Below are 13,078 nucleotides of genomic sequence, written 5' to 3' on the forward strand. Positions count from 1 at the left end.
CCCCCAGACGCGCGCGAGCCCCCACGCCACGCCCGCGAGCACCATCCCCGCCACCAGGTAGACGGCCGCCACGCGCAGGAGCAGGCCCGGGAGCACCGGCCGCACCGCCGCCGCCAGCGCCGCGTAGGGCCCGTCCACCGGGATGTCCACGCCGACCAGCCCCGAGCGCAAGAGCAGCCAGGACTCTCCCGCGAACAACACCAACCCCAGGCCCGCGCCCAGCACGAGGCGCCAACCGAGCGAACGGAACGGATGAGGAGGAACGGACTCAGCCATGCATCCGCGTGTATACCGCAACGCGACAGGCTCGCGAGGCAAGGACCCTTTCCGGCCCGGAAGGTGCGAGCGCGGTCCAGACGGTGCAAGATGTACGTGCTGCGGAAGTCGACCCGTGGAGCCTGGGATGGGGGGTGAGGGCCTGAGGTCCAACGCGCCAGAAGGCATCCAGGACTCGGTGAACCGGGCCCTCGACGACGAGCGGCGACGCAACGCGCGCCAGCTCTCGAGGATTCGCTTCGTCGCCGTCACCGTCATGCTCGTGATGTCGGCCTGTCTGGGCCTGGGCGTGGGCAAGGCGGACTGGGTCGAGTACCTCCGCCCCCTCTCCGTCTACTGGCTCTGCACCGCGGCGGTGTGGGTGGCCGTGGCCCGCTCGCCCCGCGCCGTGCGCTGGGCCGGCCTGTCCGTGGCCTTCATCGACGTGCCGGCGGTGTACTGGCTCCAGAGCCACGCGATTCCAGTGTCGCCCTCCCCCGGGGGCGTCGCCGGCTTCACGCTCGGCATCTTCGCGGTGCTGGTCATCCTCGCGGCGCTGTCGCTGCGCAACACCGTGACGCTCGTCGTCACCGCCTTCGCCGCCGTCGCGGAGATGGCGCTCCAGCACCAGGCCGGCATCGGCATCGGCGCCCAGTTGGCCTCGGTGGTCATGCTCTCCGTGGCCGCCGCCGGCGCCCGCCACCTGCTCAACCGCATCCGCGCGCTCTCCGCCGCCGTCTCAGAAGAGGAGCTCAAGCGCGCCCGCCTCGGCCGCTACTTCGCCCCCGCCGTCGCGGAACGACTCCAGCGCCTCGCCTCCCCGGAGCCGGAGCTGCGCGAGGTGACCGTCCTCTTCGCCGACATCCGCGACTTCACCTCGATGAGCGAGCGGCTCCCCCCGGGCGAGGTCGTCAAGCTCCTCAACGCCTACTATGGCCGGATGGTGGAGGTGGTATTCCGCCATGGAGGAACGCTCGACAAGTTCATCGGGGACGCACTCATGGTGTACTTCGGGGCCCCGTTGGCGGACGCCGAGCACGCCGAGCGCGCGGTGCGCTGCGCCCTGGCGATGGTGCGGGAGCTGGAGGACTTCAACGCGGACCGGGCGCTCCAGGGGGCTCCGGCCCTGCGGATGGGGGTGGGGGTCCACACCGGCCCCGTCGTCCTGGGCAACATCGGCTCCACCGCCCGGCGCCTGGACTACACCGCCATTGGCGACACTGTGAACCTGGCCAGCCGGATTGAGGGGCTGACCAAGCGGGTGGGCGTCCCGGTGCTCGTCTCGGAGGCCACCCGGGACCAGGCGGGCCCCCTCTTCCACTGGGAGGCCATCACCCAGGCGCTCGTGCCCGGCAAGAGTCGGCCGGTGGCCACCTTCGTCCCCCTGGCGACGGCCCCCGCCCTCGTCGGCTCCCCGGGCTCGGCGGCCTGAATTCCTCCCCTTCCACCGATCCACACGCCCGCTCGGACGCCGCGTGCGCAACGCGGGCTTCTGGGCTTCCTAAGTGGCCTACATGGTTGAGGGTTTACGTTGACGCCCCCCTTCTGGGCTCCTTATAAAGCCGCGGATTCTTCTCCCTCAGTCATTGGGTCCCCCTTGAGCACTTTCGCGTTGGACAGGGTCTCCGCCCACTTTCCCGAGGCGGTGGTGGAGCGTTATGTGGACCGGGCCGGTGGCGCCTGGGCCGTGATCCATCCCGACTCGCTCCCGAAGGTCGCCGCGTTCCTCAAGGACGACGCGGAGCTGGAGTTCAAGCTCTTCGGCTCCATCGACGGCGTGGACCGGCTGCACCTGGCGGAGAACGACCCTCGGTTCGAGGTCGTCTACTTCCTCTACTCGTTGAAGCGCCATGAGCACGTGCGGCTCAAGGTGCGCGTGAGCGAGCACCAGCCGGTCATCCCCTCGTTGGTGCCGGTGTACCGGGGCGCCAACTGGTGGGAGCGTCTGACCTTCGACTTCTACGGCATCCGCTTCGAGGGCCACCCGGACCTGCGCCGCATCCTCCTGTACGACGAGTTCCAGGGCCACCCGCTGCGCAAGGACTACGCGCTGCGAGACCGGCAGCCGCTCATCCCTGAGCGCCCCATCAAGGACATCTTCCGCGGTCCCGGCACCAGCGGGCACTCCTGAGGACGACAGACACCATGGCCGACAGCCACACGTTTGATGCGAAGGGCCACAATCCGGACACCGACGGCTCGCTGCCGCCGGAGGGCTCGGAGCTGGAGGCCCACCTCCAAAGCAAGCACATGGTCATCAACATGGGCCCGTCCCACCCGGCCACGCACGGCACCGTGCGGCTGAAGGTGGAGCTGGACGGCGAGACCATCGTCAAGATCGACCCCGAGATTGGCTTCCTGCACCGCGGCTTCCAGAAGAGCTGCGAGAACGTCACCTGGACGCAGTGCCTGCCGTACACGGACCGGCTCAACTACCTGTCCGCGATGATGAACAACTTCGGTTTCCTCAACGCCGTGGAGAAGCTCATCGGCCTGGAGATTCCGGAGCGCGCCCAGTACATCCGCGTCATCGGCAGCGAGCTGCACCGGCTGACGGACCACCTGACGTGCGTGGGCGCCACCGGCCTGGAGATGGGCGGCTTCGCGCCGTTCCTCTACGGCATGGAGGCCCGCGAGCTCATCCAGGACCGCGTCACGGAGCTGACCGGCGCGCGCCTCACCACCAGCTTCGGCCGCGTGGGTGGCATCAACCGCGACCTGCCCGAGGGCTGGGCGGACAAGGTCCACAAGACGCTCACCCGCACGGAGGAGCTGCTGGTGGAGATGGACGGGTTGCTCACGCGCAACCGCATCTTCGTGGACCGCACCAAGAACACCGGCGTCATCAGCGCCGAGGACGCCATCGACTACGGCTGGACGGGCCCGGCGCTGCGCGCGTGCGGCATCGACCACGACCTGCGCAAGGCGCACCCGTACTGGGTCTACGAGCGCTTCAACTTCAGCGTCGCGGTGGGCGAGCACGGCGACAACTACGACCGCTACCTCGTCCGCATGGAGGAGATGCGTCAGTCCATCAGCATCATCCGCCAGGCGTTGGAGACCATCCCCGCGGGCCCCATCATCGTGGATGACTGGCGCATCGCCCTGCCGCCCAAGCCGGAGGTCTACGGCACCATCGAAGGCGTGATGGCGCACTTCAAGCTCGTCATGGAGGGCATCCAGGTGCCGCCCGGCGAGTGCTACGACGCGACCGAGGCCTCGAACGGCGAGCTGGGCTGGTACCTGGTGAGCGACGGGCGCGGTCGTCCGTACAAGGTCCATGTGCGCGCCCCGGGCTTCCCGGTGCTCGCGGCGGTGCCCCATATCATCGAGGGGAAGATGCTGGCGGACCTCATCCCCACGTTTGACACCATCAACATGATTGGCGGCGAGGTCGAGCAGTGAGCAACGACGACACGAAGAAGCCGACCGGTGATGCGCAGCCGCCCCCCAAGGGCGCGCCCACGGACACCCCTGCGGCGAAGATCGGTCCCGAGCCCTCCAACCCTCCGGCCGGCGCGAAGCTGGACACGCCCCCCGCGGCGGCCAGCAGCGTCACGGCGCCGCCCAAGGCCGCCGCCCCTCCGGGCCCGCCGCCCAAGCCCGCGCCGAAGAACCCGGGCTTCGTCACCTGCACCATCGACGGCAAGGAAGTCGTCGTGAAGCCGGGGACGAACATGATCGAGGCGGCCAAGTCGGTCGGCTCGGAGATTCCGTACTACTGCTACCACCCGCGCCTCTCCATCGCGGCCAACTGCCGCATCTGCCTCATCGAGGCGTCCAACGCGCCCAAGATGGTGCCCGCGTGCCAGTCGCCGCTCGCCGAGGGAATCGTCGTGAAGACGACGACGCCCAAGGTGAAGGAGCAGCAGCGCGCGGTGATGGAGTTCCTGCTGCTCAACCACCCGGTCGACTGCTCCATTTGCGACCAGGCCGGTGAGTGCAAGCTGCAGGACTACTACATGAAGTACGACTACCGCCCCTCGCGCCTGGAGGGCGGCAAGGCCCTGAAGAACAAGCGCAAGGTGCTGGGGCCGCGCGTCGTGTTGGACCAGGAGCGCTGCATCATGTGCACCCGTTGCGTGCGCGTGATGAACGAAGTGGCCAAGGAGCCGCAGCTGGGCGTGTTCGGCCGCGGCAGCCACGAGCGCATCGACGTGTTCCCGGGCAACGAGCTGGACAGCGACTACTCGCTGAACACCGTGGACGTCTGCCCGGTGGGCGCGCTGCTCAGCCGCGACTTCCGCTTCAAGGCGCGCGCGTGGTTCCTCTCCGCCACCCCGTCCATCTGCACGGGCTGCGCGAAGGGCTGCAACACGTACGCGGACTGGATGTCGCAGGACACCTACCGCATCCGTCCTCGTGAGAACGAGGAGATCAACAAGAGCTGGATGTGTGACCAGGGCCGGCTCATGTACAAGTCCTTCAACCTGGGCCGCGTGCTCCAGGCGAGGATTGGTCGCGCCACGGTCCAGGCCGCTTCCGAGGTCGTTCCGGTGGTGACGCGCAAGGAGGCCGCTCAGGCCGCCGCCAAGGCGCTCAAGCCGCTGGTGGGCAGTGGCAAGCTCGCGGTGCTCGCCTCGCCGGTGTCCTCCAACGAGGAGCTGCTGGCGGGCCTCACCTTCGCGAAGGCCACGCTGGGCATCTCCACCGTCTACGTGGGCGGTCGTCCGGCGGGCAAGGCGGACCACTTCCTCAAGACGGCGGACAAGAACCCCAACCGCAAGGGCCTGGAGTGGATCGCCAAGGGCCTGGGCCTGAAGGTGGAGACCTTCGAGGCGCTCACGACCGCCCTGGACAAGGGTCAGGTCAAGGCGCTCTACGCCATCGGCACCGAGGTGCCGGGTGACGTGGAGTCCTTCGCCAAGGCCGCCTCCAAGCTGGACGTCTTCGTGGTGCAGGAGAAGAACGAGTCGCCGGTGACGGCGCAGGCGACGGTGCTCCTGCCCGCCTCGATTCACGTCGAGGACGAGGGCTCCTTCACGCAGATGGACGGCATCACCCAGCGCTTCCGCAAGGCGTACCCGCCCAAGGGCGACGTGATTCCGGGCTGGAAGTGGGTCGCGGAGCTGACGCGCGAAGTGGGCGGCGAGGCGCCGGCCTGGACCTCCGCGCGCGACGTGTGGCGCGAGCTGTCCGGCAAGGTGACCGAGTTCGCCGAGTTCAACTGGGACAAGGCCTCTCCGCCGGACCGGGAGAAGCCGGGTATCAATCCGCTGCCCACCGGCGCCGATGGGCGTCCTCCGGGCTACCGTGAGTTCGGTTCTCCCCGGGTGAGGGGTATCTAGCGATGAAGCGCGTACTGACTGTCCTCTTCGCGACGGGCTTCATCGTCGCGACGCTCGCGGGTGTCTCGGCGGCGGCCTATGTGGTGGCCGGCCTGGCCGAGAAGCACCTCTTCCCGGGTGCGAGCCGGCTGTCGAACATCATCTTCCTGATGCTCGTCTTCGTGATGATCATCGCCACGCTCCTCACGCTCGCCGAGCGCAAGTGGAGCGCGCTGATGCAGGACCGCGTGGGCCCCAACCGCGCGCGCATCGACCTGCCCGGCCTGCGCAACCGCTCCCTCGCCGGCATCCCGCACATCCTCACGGACGTGCTGAAGATGCTGACGAAGGAGGACTTCATCCCCGGCACCGCGAACCGGTTCCTGTTCAAGCTGGGCCCCATCCTCGCCTTCGCGCCGGTGTTCGCGCTGTTCGCCGTGGTGCCCGCGGGCCCCTCGGTGACGGTGTTCGGTCACCGCGTGGACATGGTGGTCGCCACGCCGGACTTCGGTGTGCTGTACCTGCTGGCGATTGCGTCCCTGGCCGTCTACGGCACGGCGCTCGCGGGCTGGTCCTCCAACAACAAGTTCGCGCTGCTGGGCGGCGTGCGCGCGTCCTCGCAGATGATTTCGTACGAGGTGGCGCTGGGCCTGTCGCTGATCGGCCTGTTCATGGCGTTCTCCTCGCTGCAGCTGCCCGCGATCGTCGGTGAGCTGGGCCTCGCCGGGGCGCAGGCCTCGGGCCAGGCGCAGTACCTGTGGCGCACGGAAGGCGCGTTCGACTTCGGCGTGCCGGCGTGGGGCTTCCTCCTGCAGCCCATCGGCTTCATCGGCTTCTTCGCCGCGTCCTTCGCGGAGACCAAGCGCGCGCCCTTCGACGTGCCGGAAGGCGAGTCGGAGATCATCGGCTACTTCGTGGAGTACTCCGGCATGAAGTTCGGCATGTTCATGATCTCCGAGTTCGTGGAGGTCGTGGTGCTGGCCGGCGTGACGACGGCGCTGTTCTTCGGCGGCCACCACCTGCCCTTCGGCGGCGAGTGGCTGGCGAGCCAGCCGCTGATGCAGGAGCACGGCTGGCTGTACGGCACGCTGCTCGGCACCGTGTTCTGGGTGAAGGTGGTCTTCCTCATCTGGGTGCAGCTGGTGATTCGTTGGACCTTCCCCCGCTTCCGCTACGACCAGATCCAGACGCTGGGCTGGAAGATCCTCCTGCCGCTGGCCCTGGTGAACGTGTTCGTCTCGGGTGCGCTGGTGCTGTGGGATCCGTCGCTGCGGGCACTGGCGGTGGTGGGCATGCTGGAGATCGGCGTGCTGGTGGTGCTGACGATGACGAAGAAGGCAGAAGCGGCGGAGGGCGGTGCGCACGGCGCGCATGGAGCCCATGGCCATGACCACGGGCACGACGCGCATGGGCTGCCGTCCCACGCGAGCGCGACGTCTTCGCACTAGGCCCTAGGGCACCGGGAATCGAGACACCATCATGGCCATCAAGGTTACCAAGGTCACCCAGGACCCCCGCACGGACATCCGGGAGCGGATGTACATCCCGGGGCTGCTGCACGGTCTGGCCATCACGACCAAGCACTTCTTCCGCAACCTCTTCGGCACGCGTGACACGAACACGCAGGTGCAGGACCGCACGGGCACCAGCCTGATGACGACGGTCGAGTACCCCGAGGAGAAGCCCATCTACCCGGAGGGCTACCGTGGTCTGCACCGGCTGGTTCCGCGCGAGGACGGCAAGCCGCGCTGCGTGGCCTGCTATATGTGCGCGACCATCTGCCCGGCGCAGTGCATCTACATTGAGGCGGGTGAGTACGAGGAGACGGACGCGGACGGCGAGTCGCGCGTCATCGAGAAGTACCCCACCCAGTTCGTCATCGACGAGCTGCGCTGCATCGTGTGTGGCCTGTGCGTGGATGCGTGCCCCAAGGACGCCATCCGCATGGACACGTACATGCACACTCCCTCCGAGTACACGCGGCAGAACTTCGTCTACGACATCCCGAAGCTCTTGAAGGGGCCGGCCGTCTCGCACCCCTCGGATCCGTGGAACAAGCGGGAGGGCTCCGAGGAGCCGCACCACACGCACAAGGAGGCCCACACGCGCATTGGCGAGGGCCTGGTGCAGCTCAAGACGCCGCAGCTGGGCGCGGGGCACGACCACCAGGGTGGGCACGGCAAGGCCGTCGTGACGCACGGACAGACCGTCGTCACACAGCAGGGCCCCATCCAGGTGACGAAGTTCCTCAAGTAGATCCACCTGCGCGCTCCGCGCGTACGGATGTGTAGCTGCCCCGGCCCGCCTCCCCGCTCCTCGAGCGGTAGGCGGGCCGGTTTCATTACGGGGTGCGGGTGATGACGTTGCAGCTCTTCAATGGCCCTGGCGTCTGGCGTCCGGGCTTTCGGCCCCGGGACGGGGTGGAGTGCGGCCTGGCACACGAAGGTGGGGGCTGGCTGCTTTCGCTCGGGGCGTGGACTCCGTAGGGTGGGTGGTGTCTTGGCGATGAAGCGCTACCGCTTGTCCGTGTGCAAAGGGTCGACCTGCAAGGCCGGCGGCGCGGATGGTGTGTATGCCGCCGCCCGGGACTCGCTGTCCGAGCAGGGCCTGGTGCCACGCTGCGAGCTGTACCGGGGCGGCTGCTACGGCTTCTGCCACATGGGGCCGAACGTCGTCGTCCGCGAGGACACGGGCCGCAAGAGGGACCCGCTGTCGCCCGAGGACTACCAGCTCATGGGTTGGGACGGCGAGGTGTACTACTCGGAGATGACGCCGGAGAAGATGCGCCGCGTGGTCAACGAGCACATCGCGAAGGACGCTCCCGTGAGCGAGCTCTTCGGCCAGCCGGACACGCCGGACCCCGACGACGGCTGACGCGGAACAGCAGCACGCGCGCCGGCCAACCGAAGCCCTTCAGGCCGTGACAGCGAACGGCTCGCCGTCTGCGGGAGCACCTCGGGGCACGTACGCACCGTCCACCTGCGAAGCCCCTCACGCCGCGACAGCGAGGTGCTCACCCTCTTCCACGCCGTGCACCCCATCCCACTCGGCGGGCGGCGGCGTGACGATGAAACGGGCGCAGCGGGCGGCATACACGGCGGAGACGGTGTCCTTGAACTCGGTGGCGGAGCGCTCGAAGAGGGCGTGTGCCTCCGCGAAACGGCGCTGGTGGTACGCGGTGAGCGCCTTCTCGTGCAGGGCGAGCTGGTCCTGCTGCGGGCTGGTGATTTCACCCTTCCGCCCCACCAGCTCGTGCACGCGCAGCGGCTCCGCGCGCCCCTTGAGTCGCACCCGGTCCACCACGCGGAAGACGTAGTTGTCGCCCGCGAGCGACACGGTGCCGTCCCCCACCAGCACGTAGGTGCCGTACACCTTGTTCAGCGACTCCAACCGGGCGGCCATGCCCACGGCGTCGCCGAGCACGGTGTAGTTCGACTTCAGCTCGCTGCCCATGTCGCCGACGACGACTTCGCCCGTGTCCACTCCGGCGCGGAAGCTCAGACGGCGGCCGTACTTCTTCTCCCAGGCGTCCTGCTTCTCCGCCAGCACCGCGCGCATCTTCAGCGCGGCCTCACAGGCCAGATGCGCGTGGCGCTCGGTGCGCACCGGCGCTCCCCAGAAGGCCATCACCGAGTCGCCGATGTACTTGTCCACCTGCCCCGCCGTGGAACGCACCACCGCCGCCATCTCCAGGAGGTACTCGTTGAAGAGGCCCACGAGCTGCTCGGGCGTCATGCCCTCCGACAAGCGGGTGAAGCCCTCGATGTCGCAGATGTACACCGACATCCGTCGGCGCTCGGGGCGCATCAGGCTCAAGTCCCGAGTCACCAGCCGGGCGACCTCCGGGCTGACGTAGCGGCCCAGCGCCGTCTGCACGAAGTCGCGAATCTGCTGCTCGTTGCGGAAGGCGTAGACGGTCGTGACGGCGAAGGCCCCCACCATGGCCAGCAGCGGGCCCGCCATCGCCACCCAGAGCCGCTGCTCGATGAACACGTAGAAGGCAGCCGCCGTGTAGCCCGCACCCGCGAGGGCCAGGCCACTCAGGTACAGCATCGCGCCCCGCAGCGAACGCAGGAGGAAGCTGAGCGACAGCGCGAGGAAGGCCCCCAGGAAGGCGAGGCCCACCGTCAGCCCCAGGTCGTAATCCGCTGGTGCGCGCGAGATGCCCTCGGAGCGCAGGATGTTGGCCAGCGCCTGCCCCAGAATCGCGCCCCCCGGCGTCTCCAGACCAATGGGCGTGGGCCGCAAGTGGCCTGACTCGCCCGCGGTGCGCGTGAGGACGACGGTGCGGCCCTCCAAATCGTTGTCGAAGCGCGCCGGGCGCTCGTCCGCCACGTCGAAGACATTGAGCAGCACGTTCCACGCACGGATGGAGCGCGCCAGGGAGCCGCGAGAGCCCCGCCCCGCCGTCGGTGCGTCCCAACGCATCAGGCTGAAGCCCGACGTGTCCATCGGCACCGAGTAAGCGTCTCCCACGTGCAGACGCCCGTCCGCATAGCGAAGCGAGCGCGTGTTGGCCAGCCGCATCGCCGCCGCGAGCGGCAACGAGGGCAGCACGTGACGCCCATCCCTCGCCGTGTACGCCACCAGATGAGGGATTCCTCGCACCACACCGTCGGGGTCCGTCGTCAGGGTGGCGGCCCCATAGCCCGCACCACCGCCCATGAGCGGCGCCACCGGGTGCTGGAGCTGACGGACCTCCACCAGCTTCGCGGGGTCCAACCCCACCACCTGCACCTCCGCCAGCGAGACGAAGAGCTCCGTCGGGCCGATGCGGAACGTGTCGTCCGCCGCACGGCGCTCCGCGACAGCGGCCCCCGGCGAGCCCAGCCGCGTCCCGAGTTCGCGCGCATCCGCCTCGTCCGAGGCACCACCCCAGACCTCCACCTGACTTCCAGCGGGGATGACGAACGCGGGCCGCTGCACGGCGAGCACCGCCTGCGCCTTCGCGCGCGCCTCGGAGGTGCCGGGGAACGTCCCGACTTTTACCCGGTAGGGCCAGAGGCGGCTGGCGGGAGGCAGCACCCGCGAGCCCTGCGACTCCCACGAGAAGGACAGCAGCGCCTTGCCCGAGTCACGCTCCAGGAACTCGCGGAACGAGGCGTCGTCGCTGGAGATGGCGCCGGGTGACAGCTTCGGGTTGACGCAGGCATTCGGGCTCAGCTCAGGGAACGGCAGGTCCAGCAGCACCAGCAGCGCCCCCTCCTCCACCAGTCGGTGCGCCATGGCGCCCACGAGCTGCCGGGGCCAGGGTTGGGTGGCGACGCCGGGCCTGTCGTCCTGCCGGGCCTCGGCGAGCGTCTCATCGTCGATGGCGACGACCACGGCCTCGTCCGGGCGCTCCGAGCGCGCGCCCAGCTCCAGCACGCGCCAGTCGTAGGTGCGCCGCTCCAGGCCTTCCAGCCAGCCCTGCGCCATCTCCACGACGCCCGAGGGCATCCACGAGGGCGAGTCTCCTCGCGGCGCCGCCGGCTGGGGTGCCCGCAGATAGACGAGGATCCCCAGCACACAGCCGAAGAAGGCGGCCATGGCCAGGGAGAAGCCGAGCCGCTTGAAGAAGCGCCGGCTCGCGGAGTGAACGCGGTGTCCTTGCACGAGTACCCGGAGGATACCCCGAGATGCCGAGTGCGCGGGGCTTGTCGCACGTGCCTGCTATGCTCGGCCGACTCGTCGCAACCCAGGTACTCCGATGAAACGCTTCCTCTTGTCCGCCGCCGTCGCTGCCCTCTCCCTTGCCCCCCTGGCGTGCGACCTGGAGAAGACGGGGGCCCAGCTCACCGCCGACCACGTCATGGTGGGCACCCTCCTGGCCACGCCCGAGGTGGAAATCAGCGCCCTGGCGCTCGCGGGCTTCGACGCCGGGACGGTCGTCCCGGATGGGGGCGACGTCATCTCGCTGCCCGCTCAGACGGCGGCGGTCGTCTTCTTCGGCACCAAGTCCGGGGAGAACTCGCAGCCCTCGGGCGTGTCCGGCGCCACGGCCACGCTGCAGCCGGTGGGCGGGCAGGCCACGGCGCTGACGGAGGACGGCTCGGGCAGCTACAGCCGCACCAACGTGGCCGGGAGCGACCCGGAGCTGGCCTACCAGTCCGGCGCCACGTACCAGTTCATCGCCTCGCGCAACGGCACGCGCTACGTGGGTCAGGTCGACGACGCGCCGATTCAGGAGGCCATCACCCGGTTCCACCCCCCCGAGGGCTTCCTGCGGCACGCCTCGGGCACCGCGCTGACGTTCGACCGAGCGGCGGCAGCGGGAAACAAGGAGCGCACGCTGGGCTTCGTCACCGTGGTGCCCGTGAGCTCGGACGGAGAGAAGGGCCAGCCCACCTACTCCAACGTGCCCACCACGCCCGTGGAGTTCCTCCAGCTCGTCGCCGTGCCGGGCACGTACCGTGAGGCGCAGGTGACGATTCCGGGCACGGCCTTCCCGAAGGCCAATCAGACGTACCTGGTCATCTTCCAGGCCGTGCGCCTGGGCGGCGCGGAGTCCAACAACCTGTTCATCGGCAGCGCGCTGCTCGCGGGCACCGCCGACGTGGGCATCATCCGGACGAACTGAGTACCAGGTACGAGTGCCACGGCCTCCTCAATCCGAGGAGGTCGACCTCCACAGGGGCCCATCCTGTGAGAAGTGCTCGTGAATCCAGCGCTCGCTGGCCGTGGACAGTTGCCACTCGCCGCGGCCATTGAGGACCAGGACGTCACAGCGCGCGAGAAGCGGGAGCATCGTTCTCTGCGAGCGCTCCTCCTCGAAGGCCGTCGCCGCGGAGGCGAAGCGCTCGGTGCCGCCCAGCGCGTCGTGCAACATGAGGCCGTAGGGGTCGACGAGCACGGGGGTGCCCTTGGGAATTCCTGGCAGTCGCCCCGCGACGATGCCCCACGAGGGCTCGAACACGCAGAGCGCCGAGTCAGCGGGCACACCGGCGCGGATGCTGCTCCCCAGCGCGAGAAGTCCACGGTCTTTCTGGTTCGCACCGCGGAGGGAGGCCGGCAGTGGCGAGAGCGCGGCAATCCCCACCACTCCCGTCACGAGGGCGGCGACGGCGCGAGAGCGCGTATCCGCCCACCCGAGCAGCAACGAAGCACCGAGCCCCGCGAGCACCGCCGTGGCCGGGGCCAGGCTCGCGTTGTACTGGCCCCAATAGCTCTTGGATGCGAGGAACGTCACACACGTGAGGACCCAGGCCCCCGCGAAGAGCCTCTCGGCGACGGCCTCCTTCCGCCGAGCGCGCATCAGCACGACGAGCAGCCCCAGGCCGCTCAGCACGGAGACACCGACGTGGCCCTCGCCCAGCATCGAGAGGAGCCGACGCCAGCGCTCCAGCTCTCCATCGGGTGGCCTCAGCAACTGGAAGCGCAGGAGTCCGTCAAACATCGGACCGGGCGCCAGCGCGAAGAAGGGCACGACCCAGAGCAGGCCCATTCCCACCGCGGCGCCCACGACTCTCACGACGCGCCTCCACTCCCCCGCCGCTCCGCGAGCCCACACCGCCGCGAGCACCCAGACGCCCGCCGTCAGCTTGATGGCGCAGGCCGTGGCCAGCAGCCCCCCCGCC

General features: G+C 69.2%; 9 protein-coding genes and 2 pseudogenes. 8 read left to right on the forward strand and 3 right to left on the reverse strand.

The genetic code is table 11. The features are described 5' to 3' along the window. Positions 1-276, reverse strand: a pseudogene (locus tag FJV41_RS42170) (sulfatase-like hydrolase/transferase); the annotation flags it as partial. A gap of 127 nt (positions 277-403) precedes the next feature. Between FJV41_RS42170 and FJV41_RS42175 the strand changes: the two are divergent. The 7 genes from FJV41_RS42175 to FJV41_RS42205 all read left to right on the forward strand — a co-directional run bounded on the left by FJV41_RS42175 (position 404) and on the right by FJV41_RS42205 (position 8,396). Then, the gene (locus FJV41_RS42175; protein WP_141648281.1) at positions 404-1,687 is read left to right on the forward strand and encodes an adenylate/guanylate cyclase domain-containing protein; all 1,284 of its coding nucleotides are present in this window, start codon (positions 404-406) and stop codon (positions 1,685-1,687) included. 180 nt (positions 1,688-1,867) lie between these two features. Next, positions 1,868-2,386, forward strand: coding sequence for an NADH-quinone oxidoreductase subunit C (locus FJV41_RS42180; RefSeq protein ID WP_141648287.1), 519 nt, complete (start codon positions 1,868-1,870; stop codon positions 2,384-2,386). 14 nt (positions 2,387-2,400) lie between these two features. After that, positions 2,401-3,660 (forward strand): NADH dehydrogenase (quinone) subunit D, encoded by a 1,260-nt coding sequence (gene nuoD / locus FJV41_RS42185; protein WP_141648282.1) that lies wholly within the window; start codon positions 2,401-2,403, stop codon positions 3,658-3,660. Then, positions 3,657-5,543: an NADH-quinone oxidoreductase subunit G gene (locus FJV41_RS42190; RefSeq protein WP_141648283.1), complete on the forward strand. Its 1,887-nt coding sequence runs from the start codon at positions 3,657-3,659 to the stop codon at positions 5,541-5,543. The genes nuoD and FJV41_RS42190 overlap by 4 nt, the downstream gene beginning before the upstream one ends. 2 nt (positions 5,544-5,545) lie before the next feature. After that, positions 5,546-6,970 carry a complex I subunit 1/NuoH family protein gene (locus FJV41_RS42195; RefSeq protein WP_141648284.1) on the forward strand — a complete coding sequence of 475 codons (1,425 nt, stop codon included), beginning with the start codon at positions 5,546-5,548 and terminating at the stop codon, positions 6,968-6,970. Between the two features lie 31 nt (positions 6,971-7,001). Beyond that, on the forward strand, positions 7,002-7,778 hold the full coding sequence (locus tag FJV41_RS42200) for a NuoI/complex I 23 kDa subunit family protein (protein ID WP_141648285.1): 777 nt from the start codon (positions 7,002-7,004) through the stop codon (positions 7,776-7,778). 249 nt (positions 7,779-8,027) lie between these two features. Further along, positions 8,028-8,396 (forward strand): (2Fe-2S) ferredoxin domain-containing protein, encoded by a 369-nt coding sequence (locus FJV41_RS42205; RefSeq protein WP_141648286.1) that lies wholly within the window; start codon positions 8,028-8,030, stop codon positions 8,394-8,396. A 117-nt stretch (positions 8,397-8,513) separates the two neighbouring features. Here the strand turns inward: FJV41_RS42205 and FJV41_RS42210 are convergent, their stop codons facing one another. After that, a complete protein-coding gene (locus tag FJV41_RS42210) occupies positions 8,514-11,051 on the reverse strand; it encodes an adenylate/guanylate cyclase domain-containing protein (RefSeq protein WP_141648288.1) in 2,538 nt (845 codons plus the stop codon). A gap of 160 nt (positions 11,052-11,211) precedes the next feature. Between FJV41_RS42210 and FJV41_RS42215 the strand changes: the two genes are divergently transcribed. Next, positions 11,212-12,081: a hypothetical protein gene (locus tag FJV41_RS42215; protein WP_181791308.1), complete on the forward strand. Its 870-nt coding sequence runs from the start codon at positions 11,212-11,214 to the stop codon at positions 12,079-12,081. A 27-nt stretch (positions 12,082-12,108) separates the two neighbouring features. Here FJV41_RS42215 and FJV41_RS42220 read toward each other — a convergent pair. Then, a pseudogene (locus tag FJV41_RS42220) lies at positions 12,109-13,078 on the reverse strand (hypothetical protein); the annotation flags it as partial.

The organism is Myxococcus llanfairpwllgwyngyllgogerychwyrndrobwllllantysiliogogogochensis (assembly GCF_006636215.1).
GTDB classification, from domain to species: domain Bacteria; phylum Myxococcota; class Myxococcia; order Myxococcales; family Myxococcaceae; genus Myxococcus; species Myxococcus llanfairpwllgwyngyllgogerychwyrndrobwllllantysiliogogogochensis.